13 protein-coding genes and 1 pseudogene are annotated in these 22,795 nt (G+C 69.2%); 13 read left to right on the top strand and 1 reads right to left on the bottom strand.

Annotated elements, in window-relative coordinates; translation table 11 throughout:
- Nucleotides 1-70: 70 nt before the first annotated feature.
- From ASD48_RS04755 to ASD48_RS04715, 9 genes and pseudogenes are all read left to right on the top strand, one after another.
- A complete protein-coding gene (locus ASD48_RS04755; protein WP_242432502.1) occupies nucleotides 71-6,895 on the top strand; it encodes a polymorphic toxin-type HINT domain-containing protein in 6,825 nt (2,274 codons plus the stop codon).
- A 7-nt stretch (nucleotides 6,896-6,902) separates the two neighbouring features.
- Nucleotides 6,903-7,379, top strand: coding sequence for a hypothetical protein (locus ASD48_RS04750; RefSeq protein ID WP_057600053.1), 477 nt, complete (start codon nucleotides 6,903-6,905; stop codon nucleotides 7,377-7,379).
- 221 nt (nucleotides 7,380-7,600) lie between these two features.
- Nucleotides 7,601-7,921, top strand: coding sequence for a 50S ribosomal protein L21 (gene rplU, locus ASD48_RS04745; protein ID WP_007381993.1), 321 nt, complete (start codon nucleotides 7,601-7,603; stop codon nucleotides 7,919-7,921).
- A gap of 14 nt (nucleotides 7,922-7,935) precedes the next feature.
- Nucleotides 7,936-8,190, top strand: coding sequence for a 50S ribosomal protein L27 (gene rpmA / locus ASD48_RS04740; RefSeq protein WP_007381992.1), 255 nt, complete (start codon nucleotides 7,936-7,938; stop codon nucleotides 8,188-8,190).
- Between the two features lie 135 nt (nucleotides 8,191-8,325).
- Nucleotides 8,326-9,681, top strand: a pseudogene (obgE, locus tag ASD48_RS04735) (GTPase ObgE); the annotation flags it as partial.
- Nucleotides 9,682-10,606: 925 nt separating this feature from the next.
- On the top strand, nucleotides 10,607-11,821 hold the full coding sequence (locus ASD48_RS04730) for a hypothetical protein (protein WP_057600052.1): 1,215 nt from the start codon (nucleotides 10,607-10,609) through the stop codon (nucleotides 11,819-11,821).
- A 249-nt stretch (nucleotides 11,822-12,070) separates the two neighbouring features.
- Nucleotides 12,071-13,570, top strand: coding sequence for a bifunctional cytidylyltransferase/SDR family oxidoreductase (locus ASD48_RS04725; RefSeq protein WP_057600051.1), 1,500 nt, complete (start codon nucleotides 12,071-12,073; stop codon nucleotides 13,568-13,570).
- A 186-nt stretch (nucleotides 13,571-13,756) separates the two neighbouring features.
- Nucleotides 13,757-15,826 (top strand): hypothetical protein, encoded by a 2,070-nt coding sequence (locus tag ASD48_RS04720; protein WP_057600050.1) that lies wholly within the window; start codon nucleotides 13,757-13,759, stop codon nucleotides 15,824-15,826.
- Between the two features lie 176 nt (nucleotides 15,827-16,002).
- Nucleotides 16,003-17,229, top strand: a complete 1,227-nt coding sequence (locus tag ASD48_RS04715) for a glycosyltransferase family 2 protein (protein ID WP_057600049.1) — start codon at nucleotides 16,003-16,005, stop codon at nucleotides 17,227-17,229.
- A 44-nt stretch (nucleotides 17,230-17,273) separates the two neighbouring features.
- On the opposite strand, the gene ASD48_RS04710 is transcribed toward ASD48_RS04715, so the two are convergent.
- Nucleotides 17,274-18,674, bottom strand: coding sequence for a polysaccharide pyruvyl transferase family protein (locus tag ASD48_RS04710; RefSeq protein WP_057600048.1), 1,401 nt, complete (start codon nucleotides 18,672-18,674; stop codon nucleotides 17,274-17,276).
- Between the two features lie 237 nt (nucleotides 18,675-18,911).
- Between ASD48_RS04710 and proB the strand changes: the two genes are divergently transcribed.
- The 4 genes from proB (at nucleotide 18,912) to ASD48_RS04690 (ending at nucleotide 22,762) form a co-directional block, all read left to right on the top strand.
- Nucleotides 18,912-20,018 (top strand): glutamate 5-kinase, encoded by a 1,107-nt coding sequence (proB, locus tag ASD48_RS04705; RefSeq protein WP_057600047.1) that lies wholly within the window; start codon nucleotides 18,912-18,914, stop codon nucleotides 20,016-20,018.
- Nucleotides 20,019-20,162: 144 nt separating this feature from the next.
- On the top strand, nucleotides 20,163-20,702 hold the full coding sequence (locus ASD48_RS04700) for a hypothetical protein (protein ID WP_242432501.1): 540 nt from the start codon (nucleotides 20,163-20,165) through the stop codon (nucleotides 20,700-20,702).
- Nucleotides 20,703-20,796: 94 nt separating this feature from the next.
- Entirely contained in the window at nucleotides 20,797-22,083 is a 1,287-nt protein-coding gene (locus ASD48_RS04695) for a glutamate-5-semialdehyde dehydrogenase (RefSeq protein WP_057600045.1), read from the top strand.
- 67 nt (nucleotides 22,084-22,150) lie between these two features.
- Entirely contained in the window at nucleotides 22,151-22,762 is a 612-nt protein-coding gene (locus tag ASD48_RS04690; protein WP_079073605.1) for a hypothetical protein, read from the top strand.
- Nucleotides 22,763-22,795 lie beyond the last annotated feature (33 nt).

Genomic DNA, 22,795 nt, shown 5'->3' with positions numbered 1-22,795 from the left:
CCTTCAACACGTTCTCCCTCGATCAGAAAGTCTCCGAATGTTTTTCCGTGGCCGCTCACTGAGCCGCCGCATGCCCAGATTGGCGCTCGACGACGGCGACCGGGGCCGCACCAGCCGCCCCGGCGTCCAGGACGACGGTGATCCCGCCAAGGGGTCCGACGCGAAAGCGAAGTCCCGCCCTTCCGATCCGGCGCGCAAGGCGGCGGTCAAGGGTCTCGACAAGGCGGTGTGGCCCAAGCAGGGCGGCGCCGAGGTGAGTGTCGGCGCGGCCGGAGCGACCGAGGCCGGTGGTCTGCCGGTCAAGGTCGGCAAGGCGCTGAAGGCGTCCAAGACGTCCAAGGCCGCGAAGGGCGTCTCGGCGTCCGAGGCGGCCGAGAAGGTCCGCGTGGACGTTCTCGACCCGAAGCGTGCCCAGCAGCTCGGTGCGGGTGTCCTCCTGGGTGTGGAGCGTGCCGACGGTGAGGACGCGGCCGCCAAGGTCCGCCTCACGGTCGACTACTCGGAGTTCGCCGAGGGCTTCGGCGGCTCCTACGCCTCCCGTTTGCAACTGGTGCAGCTCCCGGCGTGTGCCGCGGTCGCCACTCCGGGCAGCAAGGCGTGTCCGGAGCAGCCGAAGGCGCTGCCGACGGTGAACGACGTGAAGTCGGGCACGGTCTCGGCCGATGTGACGGCCGCCCCGGCTCCCGCCGAGGGCGTCTCGACGATGGCCGGTACCGCGACCTCCCTGGTGGCGGTGGCGGCGGGTCCGTCCAGCGCCCAGGGCACCTACAAGGCCACGGCTCTCGCCCCCTCGGCCAGTTGGAGTGTCGCCACCTCCTCCGGCGCCTTCAACTGGAACTACCCCTTCCGGTCCGTCCCGACCCCGGGCGGCCTCACCCCGACCGTTGGTCTCGGCTATTCCTCCCAGTCGGCGGACGGCCGTACCTCGGCCACGAACAACCAGGGTTCCTGGATCGGTGAGGGTTTCTCCTACGACCCCGGCTACATCGAGCGGCGCTACAAGCCGTGCTCCGAGGACGGCCATGACAGCTCGGCCGAGCAGTGCTGGGCGTTCGAGAACGCCACCGTCATGCTCAACGGCTCTTCCGGTGAGCTGGTCAAGGACGACACCACCGGCAAGTGGCACATGTCGTCCGACGACGGCAGCAAGGTCGAGAAGCTGACGGGCGCCACCAACGGCGACAACGACGGCGAGTACTGGCGCATCACCACCTCGGACGGCACCGAGTACTACTTCGGCCAGAACCGTCTGCCGGGCTGGGCCACCGGGAACGAGGAGACCAACTCCACCTGGACGACCCCCGTCTTCGGTGACGACTCGGGTGAGCCGTGCTACAACGCCACCTTCACGAGCGCGTACTGCCAGCAGGCGTGGCGTTGGAGCCTGGACTACGTCAAGGACACGCACGGCAACGTGATGTCCTACTTCTACGACCGGGAGACCAACTACTACGCGCTCAATGGCAAGACGGACGTCAACGGCACCGCGTACCACCGCGGCGGCTACCTGAAGCGCATCGACTACGGCCAGCAGGACACCAAGGTCTACGCGGCGAAGGCCCCGGCCCGGATCGTCTTCAACACCGCCGAACGCTGCCTGGTGACCTCCGACTTCGACTGTGCGGAGAGCAAGCGCACCAAGGCGAACGCCTCCCACTGGCCGGACGTTCCGGTCGACCAGGAGTGCAAGTCCGCCACCAAGTGCACCTCGCCCGTCGCGACCTTCTTCACGACGAAGCGGCTGACGTCGGTCGTGACGCAGATGCGCAAGGACGCCACGACGTACCAGGACGTGGACGCCTGGAGTTTCACGCACCTGTTCACGGACAACGGTGACGACTCCAAGACGCTGTGGCTGTCGAAGATCGAGAATGAGGGCCGGGTCGGCACGGCGGTGAAGCTGCCGTCCGTGGACCTCTTCGGCGAGCAGCTCGCCAACCGCGTCGACGCCATCGGCGACAACATCGCCCCCTTCTACCGCTTCCGCCTCTCGATGGTCCTCAGCGAGACGGGCGCGCAGCTCGACGTCACCTATGCGCCGACCGACTGTGCGAAGGCCTCGCTGCCGAAGCCGGGCGAGTCGACGAAGCGCTGCTACCCCGTGAAGTGGGCCCCGCCCGGGTACACCGACCCGATCACGGACTGGTTCCACAAGTACGTGGTCTCGGCGGTCATCGAGACGGACCGCACCGGCGGCAGCGACTCGATGGTCACTCGTTACGACTACCAGGGTGACGCGGCCTGGCGTAAGGGGAAGCCGGACGGCATCACCGACGCCAAGTACCTGACCTGGGGTGGCTGGCAGGGCTACGGCAAGGTCAAGGTCACCAGCGGTACGGCCGATGTGCAGAAGTCCCGCGTCGACTACACGTTCCTCCAGGGCATGGACGGCGACAAGGACGCCGACGGCAACACCCGCTCGGTCACGGTGAAGGACTCCACAGGAGCCTCGTACACCGACGAGGAGGAGTTCACCGGCCAGCAGCTGGAGGTCGCCACCTACGACGGCGCCAAGCTGGTCGGCAAGACGATCAACACGCCCTTCAAGTACAACACCGCCACGCAGAAGAACAGCTGGGGCACCAGCAACGCGGTGATCGTGCGTACCCAGACCGGCCGGGGCTTCAGCCTGAAGTCCGACGGCAGCTGGAGCGAGACGAAGTCCACGACGACGTACGACACGTCCAACGGCACCGGCCGCACCCTGACCGTCGACGACCAGGGCGACGTCTCCACCACGAAGGACGACACCTGCACGCGTACGACCTACGCGGACAACGCGGCGAAGAACATCCTGTCGCTGCCGGCCCGCAGCGAGGTCGTGTCGGTCAAGTGCGCCACGACACCGGACCGCAAGACCCAGGTCCTGGGGGACGAGCGCACCTCGTACGACGGAGGCGCGTTCGGCGCGGCACCGACCAAGGGTGACGCGACCAAGACCGAGCGGCTCACCTCGCACGACGGCACCACGGCCACCTACCAGATCACCGGCGCCACGACCTACGACGCCTACGGCCGCCCGCTGAGCCAGAAAGACGCCAAGCAGTACGGGACGTCGGACCAGACGAAGACCGTCTACACCGAGACCAACGGCCTGCTGACGAAGACGGTCGTCACCAACGCGCTCGGGCACAACACCACCACCGACTACGCCCCCGCCTGGGGCATGTCGTCAGGCCAGACCGACCCGAACGGCAAGCGGACGGACCTGGCCTACGACGCGCTGGGCCGTCTGACCTCGGTGTGGCTGGCCGACCGCGCGTCCACGCAGACGCCGAGCATCAAGTACTCGTACAACGTCCGCAAGGACAAGGTCACCTCGATCAAGACGGAGAAGATCGAGAACGACGGCTCCTACGGCGCCGAGTACCAGCTCTACGACAGCATGCTGCGGGCCCGCCAGATCCAGACCGAAGGTCCGGACGGCACCCGCATGGTCGCCGACACCTGGTACGACGCCACGGGCAACGTCAGGAAGACCAACTCCACCTACAATGCGGCCGACGCGGCCTCGGACGAGCTGCTGCTCGTGAGCAACGGCCAGGTCGGCGCGCAGAGCCTGCTCGAGTACGACGGCCTGGGCCGGGCGACGGCTGAGATCCTCGCGGTATCCGGCGCTGAGCAGTGGCGGACCACGACGACGTACGACGGCGAGCTGACCCACGTCGACCCGCCGGTCGGCGGCGTGCCCACGACGACCGTCAACGACGGACAGGGGAACGTCTCCGAGATCCGGCATTACAGGGGCTCCTCTCCCGGAGCCGGTGTGCCGTACGACTCGACCAGGTACACGTACAACACGAACGGTCTGCTGGAGACGGTCACCGACGCCAAGAACAACGTGTGGCGCTACGAGTACGACCAGCTGGGCCGCCAGACCAAGTCGATCGACCCGGACGCGGGTACCTCGCGCACGGAGTACGACGAGCTGGACCGGCCGGTCGTCACGTACGACGGCCGCGACAAGAAGGTATCCACGGTCTACGACAAGCTCGGTCGCGCCATCTCGACCTGGCAGGGCGACGCGGACACGGGAACCAAGCTCTCGGAGACCAAGTACGACAAGGCGGGTTGGCTGGGTCAGCCCTACGGTCATCTGAGCTACGTCTCCGCCACGGAGTACTTCGCGGTGGCCGTCCAGAGCATGGACGAGTTCTACCGTCCGCTGAAGACCGCGTACCAGGTTCCCGCTTCGCAGGGAGCGCTGACCGGTACCTACGTCTTCACCTCGACGTACAACCGTGACGGCACGCTCCAGTCCTCGGGACTGCCGGCCATCGGCGACCTGCCGGCTGAGGCGCTGACGTACACGTACGACTCCCTTCAGCGCCCCATGACGATGACGGGTACCTCCTCGTACGTCACCAACACGGTCTATTCCCGGGACAGCCAGCTCCAGCAGCTGGAGCTGTACGCGGGCAGTGGCAAGAAGGTGTGGCAGACCTTCGACTACGAGAAGGGCACCGATCGCCTGACCCGTTCGACGGTCGACGTCTACGGCGCGACCGCCCCGGCCAAGGACGCGAACTACGCCTACGACCAGGCGGGCAACGTCCTGTCCATCGCGGACTCGGCGAACTCCGCTTCGCCGGACGTGCAGTGCTTCGCCTACGACGGCCGGCAGCGCCTGTCGGACGCCTGGACCCCGGCGGCCACCGCGACGACCGCGGCCGGCTCCGGGACCCGCGGCTCCACCACGCCGGTGGACGGCACCGGGCCCACGGCCTGCGACTCCGCCGCCGGTTCGAGCGCGCTGGGCGGTCCGGCCCCGTACTGGAAGTCGTACGAGACCGACGCCCTCGGCAACCGGACCTCGGAGACCCTCCACGACACAGGTCTGAACGCGGCCAAGAACATCACCCGCGGCTACGAGTACGGCGGCGCGGGCGCCCTCGGTGACGGACCGCACCAGGTCACCAAGGCCACGGAGACGACCCCCACCGGGAACAAGCAGTCGACGTACGAGTACGACGACTCCGGCAACACCACCAAGCGCACCATCGGTGGCGACGCCCAGTCGCTGGTCTGGAGCGATTCCGGGACCCTGACCGACGTCACCGAGGCGAACGGCTCGAAGGCCAGCTACCTGTACGACTCGACCGGTGCCCGTATCCAGCGCAAGGACACCTCCGGCACGACTGTCTACCTGCCGGGCACCGAGCTGAAGCTGTCCGCCGACGGCACCAAGAAGGAGGCCACGCGCTACTACGACTACGCCGAACAGACCGTCGCCGTCCGAGGCGGCGGCAAGCTGTCCTTCGTCGCCTCCGACCACCACGAGACGGGCGAACTGGCCATCGACAGCGCGACGGGTGCGGTAGCCCAGCGGCGCTTCGATCCCTTCGGCGTCGAACGGGGTGCGACGACCGGCGTCTGGCCCGGGCAGAAGGGCTTCGTCGGAGGCACGATCGACGCCTCGACCGGGCTCACCCGCCTGGGAGCACGGGAGTACGACGCGGTCATCGGCAAGTTCATATCCGTCGACCCTGTCATCGACTACACCCAGCCGCAGCAGATCAACGGCTACGCCTACGCCAACAACTCCCCGGTCACCCACGCCGACCCCACCGGCATGATCGTCCCGGAGTGCCGGGAGGGCCTGATCGAATGCCGTGGCGGCATCCCGGTCACCGACACCGATCCGGAAGTCTCCAATGCGCAGTCGGAAGTCAGCAAGGCATCCGGTGACGTGGCGGCGGCGCAACAGCAGCAGTCCTCCGCCAAGCAGCGCATCAAGTCCGCGGGCAAGGCCCTGATCAAGATCGCCCGGGACATCCTCGGCGTGGACGCGGCCCTGGACTGCATCTCCAGCGGCGACGTCGGAGCCTGCGGCGAAACCCTGCTCAACATCGCAGGCAGCTTCGCCGGCGGCCTGGCGGGCAAGATCCTCGCCAAGTACGGCGCCCCGTGGAAGTGGGCCAAGGGCCTCAAACTCGCCAAGCGGGTCACCGGCCTGGTCGGAGACCTGATCGGCGGAGCCAAGAGCCTGTTCAAGGCCAACAAGGCACTCGGCAAGGCGAGGGGTGGTCTCACCAAGGCCGCGGAGAAACTGGCCGCCGCGAAGAAGAAGGCGGCGCAGGCCCTCAAGAGGAACAAGACCTCGTGCGAGATCGAGAACCACAGCTTCCTGCCCGGTACGAAGGTTCTCTTCGCTGACGGCACCAGCCGCCCCATCGAGAACGTCAAACTCGGTGACGAGGTCGTGGTGACCGACCCGGAGACGGGCGAGACGACGGTCCGGGAGGTCGTCGGCACCATCGTCACGAAGGACGACAAGCACTTCGTCGACCTCACCATCACCACGGACGCCGGCGCCTCGGCGAAACTGGTGTCCACCACCACACATCCCTTCTGGGCGGAGTCCGAGGGAGAGTGGGTCGACGCCGGTGACCTGAAGCCGGGCATGACCCTGCGCACACCCGACGGAGCCACGGTCGACCTCGTGGGTGTGCGCCAATTCGAGGAGCGGCAGCGGACGTACGACCTCACCGTCGCAGGCATCCACACCTACTATGTGGTCGCGGGCCAATCGCCGCTCCTGGTGCACAACCGTGGCGGTGACCTGGGGCCGGACGAGATCTACCTCTGGCGGGCGGTCAAGGGCATGGAGCGGGACGACATCCACAAGAACCGCGCCTTCAGGAGCACCCAGGGCGTCAAGTACTTCTCCTTCACGGAAAGGGGTGCGGCGGAGTATGCGCGCCGGGCGTTCAAGGCGTTCAAGAAGGAGGGGTCCTACACGATGACCCGCACCAAGGTCAGCCTCTCCGACCTCCCCGAGTCGGCTCGCATGGCCTACACGGCCGATGTCGTGGACGGCGGGGTCGCCCTACAGGACGACGTGCTGCCCAAGCTGAGCAGGCCCAGTCTCATGCCGAGCATGAGTTGCGGGTGATGCGGGCATGAAGGTGGACTACGTGATCGCCTCGGGGACAGAGCGAGTCGTCGAGGCGTGCCGGGCGGCACTGGGCGGGATCGCCGAGGTCGACATCCGGGTGGGCTCGGTGCCCGAGACCGGATGGGACTGCGATGCCGCGATCCTGAACGGTCCCCTCGCGCATGAGCGCTACGGGGGAGCGCCCCGCCGGGGTGAGGTGCAGGTTCTGGCAAATCGTCTCAAGGACGGAGCGCCGCCGGTCATCGTGGCAACGGCTCCCAGAGCGATGGACAGGGCGGTCACCGAGCCTACGGACGTCGAGATCGAGGATTACGTCCAAGACGTCCTCACGTCGTGTGTCTCGGCGGTCGTGGCGGCGTTTGCGGACCGCGGCGAAGTGCGGGTTCTCGTGCATCTGGAGGGTGCGGCGCTGGATCGCCCCGCCATCGAGGTGCCCTTGAGAGGCATCCGGCGATTCCTGACGGAGTCAGGCCGCAGGTAGGCCCACGCCCTCTGCCCACCACCTGCCACGGGGCCCGGTTTGACCCCTCAAGCCGGGCCCCGTAGCCTTGTCCCTCGGCGTGTCGGTTGACGTGCCACATCTCCGTAAACCCTCTTCCTCCCGGGTACCGGTACCTAGGTGGCCGGGAGAGGTCGTCCGTGTTCGTTCCCGGGCGACTGGACTGCGGGGATGCCGTCCCAGAGCGAGAGAGTGAGATCCGCGTGTACGCCATCGTGCGCAGCGGTGGCCGCCAGCACAAGGTTGCTGTCGGTGACATCGTTGAGGTTGACAAGATTTCCACTGCCAAGGTTGGCGACACGGTCGAGCTCTCGACCCTGCTCGTTGTCGACGGCGACGCTGTGACCAGCGACCCGTGGGTGCTGGCCGGCATCAAGGTCCAGGCCGAGGTCGTGGACCACCACAAGGGCGTCAAGATCGACATCCTTCGCTACAAGAACAAGACCGGTTACCGCCGTCGTCAGGGCCACCGCCAGCAGTACACGGCGATCAAGGTCACTGAGATCCCCGCGGCTGCGAAGTAAGGGACTGAGGAGACATGGCACACAAGAAGGGCGCATCGTCCACCCGGAACGGTCGCGACTCCAATGCCCAGCGGCTCGGCGTGAAGCGCTTCGGCGGTCAGGTCGTCAACGCGGGTGAGATCCTGGTCCGCCAGCGCGGCACCCACTTCCACCCCGGTGCGGGCGTCGGCCGTGGCGGCGACGACACGCTGTTCGCGCTGAACGCCGGTGCGGTGGAGTTCGGTACCCACCGTGGCCGCAAGGTCGTGAACATCGTTCCGGTCGCCTGAATCCTCTGATTCACGGCTTCGACCGAACATTTCGCGAGGCGGACCTCACTTCCCTTCCGGGAAGGCGGGTCCGCCTTTCGCGTGTTAGAGCAGTAGATAGTTCCTTACGTTTTCGTAGTGCTGGAGGCACCCACCATGACCACCTTCGTGGACCGCGTCGAACTGCATGTCGCCGCGGGTAACGGAGGCCACGGCTGTGCCTCCGTCCACCGTGAGAAGTTCAAGCCGCTCGGCGGCCCGGACGGCGGCAACGGCGGCCGTGGCGGCGATGTGATCCTGGTCGTCGACCAGTCGGTCACCACGCTCCTCGACTACCACCACAAGCCCCACCGCAGCGCCACCAACGGCAAGCCGGGTGAGGGCGGCAACCGCTCCGGCAAGGACGGCCAGGACCTGATCCTGCCGGTCCCGGACGGCACCGTGATCCAGGACAAGGCCGGCAACGTGCTGGCGGACCTGGTCGGCCACGGCACCTCGTTCGTCGCCGCCCAGGGCGGCCGCGGCGGCCTCGGCAACGCGGCGCTCGCCTCGGCCCGCCGCAAGGCGCCCGGCTTCGCGCTGCTCGGCGAGCCCGGCGACCTCCAGGACATCGTCCTGGAGCTGAAGACGGTCGCGGACGTGGCCCTCGTCGGTTACCCGAGCGCGGGCAAGTCGTCGCTGATCTCCGTCCTGTCCGCCGCCAAGCCGAAGATCGCGGACTACCCGTTCACGACCCTGGTCCCGAACCTGGGCGTGGTGACGGCCGGCTCCACGGTCTACACGATCGCCGACGTGCCGGGCCTGATCCCGGGCGCCAGCCAGGGCAAGGGCCTGGGGCTGGAGTTCCTGCGCCATGTCGAGCGGTGCAGCGTCCTCGTGCACGTGCTGGACACGGCGACCCTGGAGTCCGAGCGTGACCCGCTCTCCGACCTCGACATGATCGAGGAGGAGCTCAAGCAGTACGGCGGCCTCGGCAACCGGCCGCGGCTCGTGGTGCTGAACAAGATCGACGTACCGGACGGCAAGGACCTCGCCGAGATGGTCCGCCCGGATCTGGAGGCGCGCGGATACCGCGTCTTCGAGGTGTCCGCGGTCGCGCACATGGGCCTCAAGGAGCTGTCCTTCGCCGTCGCCGAGATGGTGGGCGCCGCGCGCGCGGCCAGGCCGAAGGAGGAGGCGACCCGGATCGTCATCCGTCCGAAGGCGGTCGACGACACCGGCTTCACCGTCACGCTGGAGGAGGACGGCCTGTTCCGCGTCCGGGGCGAGAAGCCCGAACGCTGGGTGCGGCAGACCGACTTCAACAACGACGAGGCCGTCGGCTACCTCGCCGACCGGCTCAACCGCCTCGGCGTGGAGGCCGCGTTGATGAAGGCGGGCGCCCGGGGCGGCGACGGCGTCGCCATCGGCCCCGAGGACAACGCGGTCGTCTTCGACTGGGAGCCGTCCGTGACGGCCGGCGCCGAGATGCTCGGCCGACGGGGCGAGGACCACCGCTTCGAGGAGCCGCGTTGTTTCGGCTCCGGCCGCTTTCAGTGTTCCGATGCCGACGATCGCCTCGCCCAGATATCCCTGGGACTTTTGGGGCGGGCCCTGTTCCAGGGAGCCCGCCCCGCCGTTTCCTGTTCCCCGTGCCGTTCCCGATGTTGGCAGATTTGATGTGGGCATGATCCTCCGGGCGGGGAGAGCATGACCAGGGATCCGACCTCGGCGCACGTCGTGCCGAGGTCGGATCCCGGACAACGGCGGAGCGGGTGAGCAGTGACGCCCGCTGCCCGACTCCGCCGCCTCCGGTTCGACCGCCGGCCCGGCTCCACTGCCGGACACCCTGCAGACCGCACCGACCAGGCCACCGACCAGGCCACCGACCAGGCCATCGGCCGGTCCGCCTGCCAGGACACCGACCAGGCCATAGGCCAGGCGGGCGCCGAGGACCCGGCGCGCACCATGCATGCTCGGCGCCGAGTGGAAGCAGTGGATGCGCGACTCGCTGCACGGCTCGCCGCACGGCTCGGGCGCGCCCGCCGGAGCCTCGTCTCCTTGCAGATCAGGCGCCGGCGGAAACCGGTCTTCCGGCCGCCCCGGGCAGGCAGTCGGACCGCGACGCCCGGGAGGGCTGTCAGGTTCAACGCGGCGCCCTCCTGCGGGAGTTCGCCTCGGTCCGCGACCCGGTCGTCCTCAGCGGCGGCCGGCGCCCCTGACCGTGATCAGGGACCTGCACCGTCCTCGCGCCGAAGGCGGCCCCCCGTACCCTCGCGAGGCCGCGGGTGACGGACGGTAGGAGCGGAGTGCGGAGCGTGTGAAGACCCCGAGGGGGGAAACGCGGGCCCGCGCGGGGGACTCGCGCCGGGGACTCGCGGGCCGGCGCCCGGGACTCATCTGTGCCCCAGGCTCCTCTCACCGTCCCCTAAGGAACCTCTCTTACCGTCTCTTGACCATGGAGACGGACTGTACGAACCCCTCGGACCGTACGAGCGGCGGCGCCCCGGCCCCCGGGCAGCCCGGGCAGCCCACCCCGCTGCCCGCCGGCACCCGCCTGCTGCACATAGGGCCGCACAAGACCGGGACCACCTCGATCCAGGGCGCCCTCTTCGCGGCGAAGGAGAAGCTGCCGGCCCACGGCGTCGCGTACCCGGCGCAGAGCAGACACCCCATGCAGGCCGTGCTGGCGGCCTGCTCGCGGACCGGCATGATCGGTGACACCACGCCCACCGAACGGCACTGGACGCGGCTCGTGGACCAGGTGCGTGCCACCGGCCGCCACACCGCCGTGATCAGCAGCGAGTTCTTCGCCGACGCCCCGGACGACGCGACCGCCGCGCGGATCGTCGAGCAGCTCGGCGGGGAGTCGGTGCGGGTGCTCGTCACCTTGCGACCGCTGGTGAGGATCATGCCCTCGCAGTGGCAGCAGTACGTGCAGAACGGCCTGCGCATGGGCTACGAGGAGTGGTTGGAGCACATGCTCCGCAAGGCCCCCTACGAGAAGCCCAACCCCAGTTTCTGGCGCCGGCACCGGCACGACCGGCTGGTCGAGCGGTGGGTGCGGGTGGTCGGGGCCGACCGGGTCACCGTCGTCGTGGTGGACGACCGGGACCGGGGCGGGCTCATGCGCGTCTTCGAGGGACTGCTCGGACTGCCCGTCAATCTCCTTCAGCCCGTTCCCGACACGGCGAATCGCTCACTCACCCTCGCCGAGACCGAAATGCTGCGCAAGCTCAACAAGGAATTCCGTGGAAATGGCCTCCCTGATGAGCTCTATTCCCTGCTGGTTCGTAACGGCGCGGTCATGCATATGAAGAACACGTGCAGTCCCACCTCACAGGACGTGAGGATCTCCACACCCGACTGGGCGGTCCGGGCAGCCGCCCGGATCGGCGCCGAGATGGCCGACCGGATCGGGGCGACGGGGGTGCGGGTGATCGGTGACCCGGGCCTGCTGTCCGCTCCGTCCCCTGGGCCCGAGCCCACCGGGCAGGGACCGGGGGAGGCCCGGATCGCTCCCGAGGTGGCCGCTCAGGCCCTGTACGGGGCGCTCGCCGCGGTGGCCGCGGCGCCCGGCGGGGGCTCGGCGCGCGCGGTGCACCAGACCTCGTCGAGGGAGCTGGTGCGGGTTCTCGGGCACCGCTGCCTCAAGCGGCTGCGACGGCACTGACGCCGTCCGGCGCCGCTCGTGTCCGTGGCGCTCCGTCACTCTCGGCAATGACATACTCGTTGTGGAGTAACTCACAGGATTTCCAGGGACCATCCACGGGAAGCCGCGTCGGTGTCCAATCAATCACCGGCGACCCAAGGTGAATGCCGGGTTGCGTGCACATTTGCAGCGAACGGCGCTCACCTTGCATCGCGGTTACCGCAAGTGGGACCATTTCCCCGTTCCCTGTCGCCCCAAGGTAGGTCTTCTGTGTCCCAGCACATAGCCAAGCCCCGTACCACCGCAGTGATCCTGGCCGGTGGCACCGGCCAGCGGGTGGGTCTGTCGATCCCCAAGCAGCTGCTGAAGATCGCCGGCAAGGCAGTCATCGAGCACACCCTGACCACCTTCGAGAAGGCCGACTCGGTCGACGAGATCATCGTGCTGATGGCGCCGGGCTATGTGCCGGACGTCGAGAAGATCGTGTCCAAGGCCGGTTTCAAGAAGGTCCGGAAGATCATCGAGGGCGGCTCCACGCGGAACGAGACCACCGAGCGCGCCATCGCGGCCCTGGGCGAGGGGCTGGCCGACGGCGAGGACCTCAACGTCCTCTTCCACGACGCCGTGCGCCCCCTGCTCTCGCAGCGGGTCATCGACGACTGCGTCACGGCGCTGGAGCGCTTCCAGGCGGTCGACGTCGCCATCCCGTCCGCGGACACCATCATCGTCACGCGCACGCACGGCGAGGACGGTGAGTTCATCACCGAGATCCCGGACCGTTCCAGGCTGCGCCGAGGTCAGACCCCGCAGGCGTTCAAGCTGTCCACGATCCGCCGGGCCTACGAGGTGGCGGCGGGCGACCCCAATTTCCAGGCCACCGACGACTGCACCGTCGTGCTGCGCTACCTGCCCGACGTGCCGATCCACGTCGTGGCGGGTGACGAGTACAACATGAAGGTGACCCAGCCCGTCGACGTCTTCATCGCCGACAAGCTCTTCCAGCTGGCCTCCTCCGCCACCCCCGAGCAGAACGGTGAGGAGGTCTACCGCGAGCTCCTCACCGGCAAGACCATGGTGGTCTTCGGCGGTTCCTACGGCATCGGCAAGGACATCGCCGAGCTGGCGGAGGGCTACGGCGCCACGGTCTACGCCCTGGGCCGCTCCACCACCGGCACGCACGTGGAGAACCCGGAGGAGGTCGACGACGCCCTGTCCAAGGCGTACAGCGAGACCGGGCGCATCGACTACGTCGTCAACACGGCGGGTGTGCTGCGCATCGGCAAGCTGGCCGAGACCGACAACGCGACCATCGAGGAAGCGCTGAAAGTCAACTACCTGGCACCGGTGCAGATCGCACGTTCGGCGTACAAGTACCTGGCGGAAACGAAGGGCCAGCTGCTGCTGTACACCTCCAGCAGTTACACCCGGGGACGTGCTGAGTACAGCCTGTACTCCTCGACCAAGGCGGCCATGGTGAACCTCACCCAGGCCCTCTCCGACGAGTGGGCCGGTGACGGCATCCGGGTGAATTGCGTCAACCCGGAACGCACGGCCACACCCATGCGTACCAAGGCCTTCGGGCAGGAGCCGTCGGGCAGCCTGCTCTCCTCCGAGGCCGTCGCCCGTACCTCGCTCGACGTGCTGCTCTCCGAGCTCACCGGGCATGTGATCGACGTCCGCCAGCAGGACCCCACGGCGGCCGCCGGCCGGGCCTCGGGCTTCGAGCAGGCACTGGCCGGAGTGCTCGACCGACAGGATGGCATGGCATAATCCCGCGTAAATAGCCATCGATTTTTCAGGCCTCTGTGACTCCCTGTTTACGGAGAATTCACAGAGGCCTGATCCGTAAAACTCCCGAAACCTTCACAAAGGATTTTCCGGACTTTTAGTACCTCTGACCGGCCCCCTCCCAGAGCAGGTTTCTCCGTGATATCCACCGCTATTCGCGTAGCCCGGGTGGGCAGCGCGGCCGAACTGGCCGCGGCGGCCCTCATGATGCTGGGCTACCCCGGCCTCATGGCGGCCGCGCTCGTTCCGAGCGCCCCCGCCTTCGCCGTCGCGGCCGCCGTGACGTACCTGGCGGACCTTTACCTCCACCGCAAAGGCAGTCGCCTCATCGCCCTCCTGGGCAAGGTGCGGGCCGGTCTGTCCACCCGGTTCCTGGTCCGCGAGCTGCTGCTGATCCTGCTGCTGGCGAGACTCGACCTCTCCCGGGAGCCGGTCTTCTACGCGGCGATCGCGTGCTTCACGGTGTTCTTCGGTCTCCAGGCCCCGCACGGCGCGCTGGTCACCCTGATCGGCAAGCGCCGTCAGATGCCGGTCGTCACCAGGAACGTCGACCTGGCCTCCAGGCTGCGCATCCCGGACGCGCCGCCGCGCCCGCTGCTGAGCCGCGCCACCGTGAAGATGCTCCACCTCGACCTCGCGGCCGTCGTGGGTCTCCTCGTCAGCGCGGTCACCGACTCCGAGGCCGCGGGCTTCGCCGGCATCGGCGTCACCCTGGGCCTGGGCGCGCTGTACGTGCTGGCGCTGGTGCCGTACCTGCGGGCGAAGCGGCTGCCGCCGAAGGCCGACAAGGTGCTCGGCACGGTCAGCGCGTGGCTGCGCGAGTACCGGCCGCAGACGGTGCTGTACTTCTCCGGCTCCGACGACTCCGCCTACCAGGTCAACATGTGGCTGGAGACCATGGAGCAGATGGAGTCGCGGCCCCTGGTCATCCTGCGTGAGCGCACCGTCCTGGAGAAGATGGCGCCCACCTCGGTCCCTGTCGTCTGCGTGCCCGGGGGGGTGCACCTGATGAACATGGACCTGTCCATGGTGCGGGTCGCGTTGTACTGCGCGAACGTCGGCAAGAACATCCACCTGCTGCGGGTGCCGACCATGAAGCACGTCTTCATCGGCCACGGCGACAGCGACAAGCTCGCCAGCGTCAACCCGTTCAGCAAGGTCTACGACGAGGTGTGGACCGCCGGCCGCGCGGGCCGCGACCGCTACGCCATCGCCGACGTCGGCATCCGCGACGAGGACATCGTGGAGGTCGGCCGTCCGCAGCTGGCGCCGATCAGGACCTCGCAGGGCACGCCCGCGGGTCGGATCGCGACGGTCCTGTACGCGCCCACCTGGGAGGGCTGGGACGACAACCCGGGCAACACCTCGCTCCTGCTGGCCGGCGAGAACATCGTGAAGAAGCTGGTCGCGGCCGATCCCCCGGTCCGCGTCCTGTACAAGCCGCACCCCTTCACCGGCACCCGCAGCGCCAAGGCGGGCGCCGCGCACCGGCGGATCACCGCCCTGATCAAGAAGGCCGCCGCCCAGCGCGCCGGTGACCCCCGCTTCACCGCGGACCCGGCGTCCGAGGCCAAGGCCAAGGCGGAACTGACCCGCCTCAAGACCCGGCTGGACGGTCTCGCCCTCGCGTTCGACGAGCGCGCCGACGAGGCCGTGACGAGCCGTGACGGCATCGTCGACGTCCGCAAGCACCAGGAGGCCGCCCGGCTGCGCGCCGAGTGGAACGAGACCTACTGGCGCTCCTTCCCCTCCTACGAGCACCGGGTGATCACCGGCGCCGGACCCCGCCTGTACGACTGCTTCAACGCCTCCGAGGCGATGGTCTCGGACATCTCCAGCGTGGTCTCCGACTTCATCGCGAGCGGCAAGCCGTATGCGATCGCGGACTCCGCGGAGCTGGGCGCCGAGGAGTTCAGGCGGCAGAACACCGCCGTGCGCGCCGCGGTGATCCTCAGCAACAGCGCCGTCGAGCTGGACCAGCTGCTGGACGCGGTCGCCGACCCGGCCGCCGATCCGCTGGCGAAGGACCGCAAGGAGCTCAAGGAGTACCTGCTCGGACCCGACGAGCCGACCTCGCTCGAGCAGTTCGACACCGCGGTCACCAACCTCGCGCTGAAGGCCGAGGCACGCAATGTCGGTCAGGAGTCGCACGCCGTCTCGGCGGACAACGCGGTCGGCGCCGCGCCGGACGACGCGACGGAACTGCCCAAGGATGCCAAGGGTGTTACGGCCGGCTGACACCCGTATTTCCTGAGGCCGGGCCCCCGGAGAGTTCTCTCCGGGGGCCCGGCCTTTCCCGTGTTCTGTGATGTGGGACACGTACCGAAACCCAGGCAACCCACCCCGTTCATCCATCGTCTACCGGGTATCCAAAGTGTTCATATGAGGGAACCGGTGCGTGATGAGAGGGAAAAGTGACCGCTGTGCAGCCTGACGTCACGGTGGTCATCGGGGCGTACGAAGCGATGCCGTACCTGGTCGAGTGCCTGGCATCGGTCGAAGCGCAGACCCTGGACGCGGCGCGCCTGGAGGTCGTCGCCGTGGACGACGGTTCCCAGGACGGCACCGGGGAGTACCTGGAGGAGTTCGCCGCCCGCGTGCCCATGGCCGTCACCGTGATCCGCCAGGAGAACTCCGGCGGCCCCAGCGGCCCGCGCAACGTCGGCCTCGCCAAGGCCACCGGGCGTTACGTCTTCTTCCTGGACGCCGACGACCGGCTCGGCCCCGAGGCGCTGGAGCGCATGGTGGCCATGGCCGACCGCAACGGCACGGACGTGGTCCTCGGCCGGGTCGAGGGCATCAACCGCAAGCCGCCGAAGTCGATGTGGGGCGAGACCCTCGACCGAACGGACGTCTACTCCTCCAACATCAAATTCACGCTCAGCGCGCAGAAGCTGTTCCGCCGGGAGTTCCTGGAGCGCCACGGCATGCGCTTCGACGAGTCGCTGTGGACGGGCGAGGACGCCCTGTTCACGATGGAGGCCTACCTGCGGGCCGACGGCGTCTCCGTGGTCGCCGACTACACCTGCTACTACCTGGTGGGCCGCACCGACGGCAAGCACGTGACGAAGAGCGGGAGTTACACCCTGCGCTTCGACTCCGCGCGCGCCCTGATGGGCCTGCTGGAGCGGCTCGTCCCGCCCGGCGCCAAGCGGGACGTGCTCATGGTCCGCCCCTTCCTCGTCACCGTGCTGCCGCAGTTCGGGCCCGTCTTCCTCAGGAACGACGAGGAGGTCCGGCGCACCAAGATGGAGCTGGCCAAGCCGCTGATGGACGCCTACTGGAACGAGGGCGTCGCCCAGCGGCTCCGGGTCCACGAGCGGCTGCGCCTGGAGCTGGTGGCCCGGCAGCGCCCCGAACTCCTCGTGGACGTCCTGGAGTTCATCAAGGCCAAGAGCCAGCCGGTCCCGGTACTGAAGAAGCGCAACACCCGGCTCTACCTGGCGTACCCGCACTACGGCTCCCGCACGGCCGGCCTGCCCGACCGGATCTACCTGGCCGAGCCCCGCGAGGCGAAGGACTTCCCCGGCTGGCGCAAGGACCCGACCGAGACCTTCCTCCGCGGCTTCCTCCGCAAGGTCCGCCGCAGGCTTCGCCGACCCCGCCGCCCGATGCGGCCGGGCGGCACGGCGGCGGCGTGAGCCCCCGTGCGGTGCCGCCCTGCCGTCCCCGGCGGGGGAGGGGACTACTTGCCCGGCTTCAGGGCGCGGCGCAGCGGGCCGCCGACCACGCGCTTCGCGCGGCGGTAGATCGACGGGGCGGGGATGACCGCGGCGGCCTTGGCCGCGGCCTTCGCGCCGGGCCGGTGCTTCGCCAGGTCCCGCTGCAACTGGGCGTTGTGGGAGTCCAGCTCGGTGATCCGCTGCTGGAGCCAGCCGAACCTGCTGGTCAGCGCGGCGGGGTCGGTGTCGTTCCAGGGGCGCACGCCCGCCGGGAAGGACAGCGAGCGCAGCTTCTTGTCGAAGGCCGCGCCACCGTCGCCGTGGGTGAAGGTGTTCGACAGCCCGTTCTTGTCCAGGAACGCGGTGAACCGGTCGAAGCGCTCCTTGTGGTTGCCCGTGAGCGCGCTGAAGTCGGCCTCCTCGTAGAGGTCGGCCGGGTCGAGGTCCGCGGGCACCTCACTGAGCAGGCGGTGCGGTATCTCGAAGTAGCGGCACAGCTCCAGCGTGCGCGAGTCGAAGGCCAGCACGGTCGCGGGCGTGCCGGCCAGCAGTGCCGCTATGTTGCCGTGGATACGCCCGCCGAAGGAGAAGTCGTACTCCTTGAGGTCGTCGATCCAGGTGACCGGGTCGACGTACACCCGGACCTTGTCCTCCCGGTACATCGGGTGGTCGGGGTGGGTCGGCATCTGCGTCATCCGGCCGGCCGGCGAGTTCACGTCCCGCCAGTGCAGCTGCCGCGCGTCGGTGAGGTTCTGGCCTATGTAGCGCAGATTCGGGTAGTGCGCGTGGGTGCGGGTGATGATCCGGTGCAGGCCCCCGGTGCGCACGGCGGTGTGGGAACCGTTGACCGCGATCCGCGAGTCCGCGGTCAGTGCCGCCGCCCGCTTCTCCACCGGAAGCCGGTCGCCGTGCAGGAACATCGAGGGGCAGCCGATGACCTCGACGTCCCGGAAGCCCATGTCGTTCAGGTACTTCTCGGTGAACTCGCCGCGCACGCCTATGGAGGCGCTGTGCTCCAGCACCGCCGAGCAGAACGCGCGAACGGTCGGCTCCATGGCCTTCAGCCGTGTCGGGTCCTGGTCCAGGGCGGCCTGCGCGCCGACACCCATCACCACGACCGGGATCTTCAGCTTCCCGATGAGCCTGGTCAGCCGCTGGAGCGGCTGCTCGAAGGTCGGCCGGAAGGCGTTGGCGAGGGGCACGACGAAGGCGTCGTACTCCTCGTTGATCCGGGCCGCCGCGCTCACGTCGGTGCGCATACCGTTCGAGAAGACCTCGGTGTCCGGCGTGGTGAGGATCTTGTGGGCGGCATCGCTGAAGATCAGGTTGCCGGAGTTGGTGGCGATCACGTCGCGGTGGAGGGCTTCCTCGACGGGGACGACGTCGAAGGGGCTCTTCCCCGATCTCAGGAGTATGCGCTTCACAGGGCGAACTGTAGGTGACACAAACTTCAAAATAAATTTGTGTTCTCTTCAAATTGCATGGGGAACCGGTACAACCTTTTTGCCGTACGCAAAGCGTGAGCGAACGGTTACGGCGGCGTGCTGTCCGCGAGCTGGAACTCCCGCGCGGCCTCCGCCCCTGTTCGCGTAGATTGCCTGGCGGGCAGCCGTCGACCTACGCGAGGGGCGAAGAACAAGGTGGCAGGGGCAAGGCAGGCCGTGAGCGAGGCCCGCAGGATCGTCGTCAAGGTCGGCTCCTCGTCGCTGACCACCGCCTCCGGCGGCCTCGACGCCGACCGGGTCGACGCGCTCGTCGACGTCCTCGCCAAGAGCCGCAGCGGGGGAGAGAAGGAGATCGTGCTCGTCTCCTCGGGCGCCATCGCCGCCGGTCTCGCCCCGCTGGGCCTGCGCCGCCGCCCCCGGGACCTCGCCCGCCAGCAGGCCGCCGCGAGCGTCGGCCAGGGGCTGCTCGTCGCCCGCTACACCGCCTCCTTCGCCCGCTACGGTGTCCGTGTCGGCCAGGTGCTGCTGACCAGCGACGACATGAGCCGACGGGCCCACCACCGCAACGCCTCCCGCACCCTCGACGAGCTGCTCGCGATGGGCGCGTTCCCGATCGTCAACGAGAACGACACCGTCGCCACCGACGAGATCCGCTTCGGCGACAACGACCGGCTCGCCGCCCTCGTCGCCCACCTCGTCCACGCCGACCTGCTGATCCTCCTGTCCGACGTCGACGGCGTGTACGACGGCGACCCCGGCAGGGCCGGCACCTCGCGGATCGCCGAGGTGCGGCGCCCCGAGGACCTCGCGCACGTCGAGATCGGCAGCGCCGGCAAGGCGGGCGTCGGTACCGGCGGCATGGTCACCAAGGTCGAGGCCGCCCGGATCGCGGCCGCCGCCGGCATCCCGGTGGTCCTCACCAGCGCCGTCCACGCGGCCGACGCCTTCACCGGCGGGGACACCGGCACCTACTTCCACTCCACCGGCAAGCGCTCCGCGGACCGGCTGCTGTGGCTCCAGCACGCCTCCACCCCGCAGGGCTCGCTGACGCTGGACGACGGGGCGGTGCGCGCCGTGGTCGAGCGGCGCACCTCGCTGCTGCCGGCCGGGATCGCCGCCGTCGAGGGCGAGTTCAGCGCGGGTGACCCCGTCGAACTGCGCGACACCCGGGGCCGCGCGGTGGCCCGCGGTCTCGTCAACTTCGACGCCAAGGAGATCCCCCAGCTGATCGGCCGGTCGACCAGGGAACTGGCGCGGGAGCTGGGCGCGGAGTACGAGCGCGAGGTCGTCCACCGGGACGACCTGGTGATCCTGCACCCGTAAACCCGCTCGAACGGTCCGTGCCGGTGGGGGACGTTCCGTGAAACCGCCCCGCGGAGCCGTGCGGCCTGCTCAACTTTGTTCCAGGGACAGATTTCGCACGAGCGCTGCGTAAAGGAGGCCGTCGTGAGACGAGTGCGCCCTGGGGTGGCAGCGACCCGTGGGAGTACCGGGGAAACCGGTTCGGCGGCGGCGCCGCGTGCGGCCGGTCCGGCGTCGTCACGCGCCGCGAGCCCGGCGCCCTCACGCGCGCAGGGCGAGGAGCGCGCCCTGACCAGCGTGGCGGCCGGCGACCGGTACCTGGCCCAGGAGGGCGCCGAGTCGAAGGGCGGCCAGCCCGTGGACCTCCCGCGGCTGTGGCACGTCACCCTCAGCGTCTCCGGCGAGGAGGCCCCGCTGAAGGAGGTCCGGCGGGCCCTCGAGCAGCTCGCCCACGACCATCCCTTCCTCCTGACCAGCAGGTACGCGGGCGACCACGCCGAGATCCGGTACTGGGAGGAGGCCCGCGACCTGCACGACGCGGCCGCCGTCGCGCTGCGGCTGTGGGGGGAGCACCGCCAGACCGCCGGGCTGCCGCCCTGGGAGATCGTCGGCCTGGAGGTCATCGACCGCCAGACCTACCACCAGCGCATCGCGGAGGGCTACGGACCGGCCCCGGCGACCCCGGTCGGCGTCCACCCGTACTGAGCCTCTCGCCGACGGGCCCCGGGTGTTCCGGCGGCACATCTCGGGGTGTGGAACGAACGGTGGACCGGCCCGCGCGGCGCACTACCCTTCCCTTATGACCACGCTCTCGCCGTACGACTCCATGTCCCCGGTCACCCGCGCCGCCTACCGCGCCAAGGCGGCCGCCGCCGACCTCGCGCCGCTGCCCAGGGCCGCCAAGGACGACGCGCTGCTCGCCATCGCGGACGCGCTGGAGGTCCGTACGAGCGAAATCGTCGAGGCCAACGCGAAGGACATCGCCAAGGCCCGGGAGGCGGGCACCAGCGAGGCGATCGTGGACCGGCTGACCCTCACCCCGGAGCGGGTGCGGGCCATCGCCGCGGACGTCCGGGACGTCGTCGCGCTGCCCGACCCGGTCGGCGAGGTGGTCCGCGGATCCACCCTCCCCAACGGCATCGACCTGCGCCAGGTCCGCGTCCCGCTCGGCGTCGTCGGCATCATCTACGAGGCCCGCCCGAACGTCACCGTGGACGCCGCCGCCCTCTGCCTGAAGTCCGGCAACGCGGTCCTGCTGCGCGGCTCGTCCTCCGCCTACGAGTCGAACACCGCCCTCGTCCGGGTGATCCGCGACGCCGTCGGCGGGGCCGGGCTGCCCGCCGACGCCGTGCAGCTGGTGCCCGGCGAGAGCCGCGACAGCGTGCGCGAGCTGATGCGGGCCCGCGGCCTGGTCGACGTGCTCATCCCGCGCGGCGGCGCCTCGCTCATCCGGACCGTGGTCACGGAGTCCACCGTCCCGGTCATCGAGACCGGCACCGGCAACTGCCACGTCTACGTCGACGCCAACGCCGACCTCGACATGGCGATCGACATCCTGATCAATTCCAAGGCGCACCGGGTCAGCGTCTGCAACGCCGCCGAGACCCTCCTGGTCCACCAGGACATCGCCCCCGCGTTCTTGCCGCGCGCCCTGGACGCCCTCGCGGAGGCGGGCGTGACGGTGCACGCCGACGAGCGCGTGCTGGCCTATGCCGAGGACTCCAAGGCGACCGTGGTCGAGGCGACGCCCGAGGACTGGGAGACGGAGTACCTCTCCTACGACATCGCCGCCGCCGTCGTCGACTCGCTGGACCGGGCCGTCGAGCACATCCGGCTGTGGACCTCCGGCCACACCGAGGCCATCGTCACCACCTCGCAGCAGGCCGCCCGCCGCTTCACCCAGTTGGTCGACTCCACCACGGTGGCCGTGAACGCCTCCACCCGCTTCACCGACGGCGGCCAGTTCGGCTTCGGCGCGGAGATCGGCATCTCCACCCAGAAGCTGCACGCCCGGGGCCCGATGGGCCTCCCGGAGCTGACCAGCACCAAGTACATCGTCACGGGCGACGGGCACGTACGGCGCTGAAACGCCTCCCCGGGCGTCGTGAGAGGGGTCTCATCCGGCGGATGAATTTCCCTACCGACTGCCCAAATTGACCCCCCAGGTCTACTCTGGGTCTGTGCCGGAGGACGTGGGGGGTACGCCGTTCCCTGACGGCTGGGAGCCCGACGACGACCACGACCGCGGGGTGTCGGACGAAGAGTTCGCCTCCGTGGTCTTCGACGAGGCGTTCGTCAAGGCGGCCGTGGTACACGAGCCGACCGCCGTGGAGCGCCTCCTGGCCGCCGCGGAGGCGAGAGCCGAGGCCTCCGAGGCCGAGGCCCGCCGGGCCCGCGCCAGAGGCGACCACTACGACGATGCCTACGGTTCCGACGGACCCGGCGATTTCGGCCATGATCCCGATCTCGACGAGCTGGACGACGCCGATCTCCCCGAAGCCTGGGAACGCCGCTACGGCGCCCCCGGGGCGTACGGCAGGCAGGTCCGCTGGCATCGCCCCGTCGCCTGGATGCTCGCCCTCGTCATGGGCGTCGGCATGGTCGCGCTGGCCTTCGCCGCGGTCTACCGGGGCGCCTCGTCGAGCAGCCGGGACCAGCTGCCCTCGCCCGCCACGACCGGACTCGAACAGGGGAGCGTGCCGCCTCCCTCGGCGTCCGCCGATCACTCCCGGCCACCTGTCTCGGCGGTTCCGCGCACGCCCTGAGCGTCTGTCAGAAGTTGTCGTGCGGCGGGGCGT

Source organism: Streptomyces sp. Root1310 (assembly GCF_001426425.1).
Lineage (GTDB): Bacteria > Actinomycetota > Actinomycetes > Streptomycetales > Streptomycetaceae > Streptomyces.
Note: the sequence above shows the minus strand (reverse complement) of the source record. Positions and strands in the feature narration are given on the sequence as shown.

Coding starts and splice junctions, on each gene's coding strand:
- ASD48_RS04750 (WP_057600053.1), top strand. CDS start 6,903: ATGAAGGTGGACTACGTGATCGCCTCGGGGACAGAGCGAGTCGTCGAG.
- ASD48_RS04695 (WP_057600045.1), top strand. CDS start 20,797: ATGACCACGCTCTCGCCGTACGACTCCATGTCCCCGGTCACCCGCGCC.
- ASD48_RS04755 (WP_242432502.1), top strand. CDS start 71: ATGCCCAGATTGGCGCTCGACGACGGCGACCGGGGCCGCACCAGCCGC.
- ASD48_RS04730 (WP_057600052.1), top strand. CDS start 10,607: ATGGAGACGGACTGTACGAACCCCTCGGACCGTACGAGCGGCGGCGCC.
- rpmA (WP_007381992.1), top strand. CDS start 7,936: ATGGCACACAAGAAGGGCGCATCGTCCACCCGGAACGGTCGCGACTCC.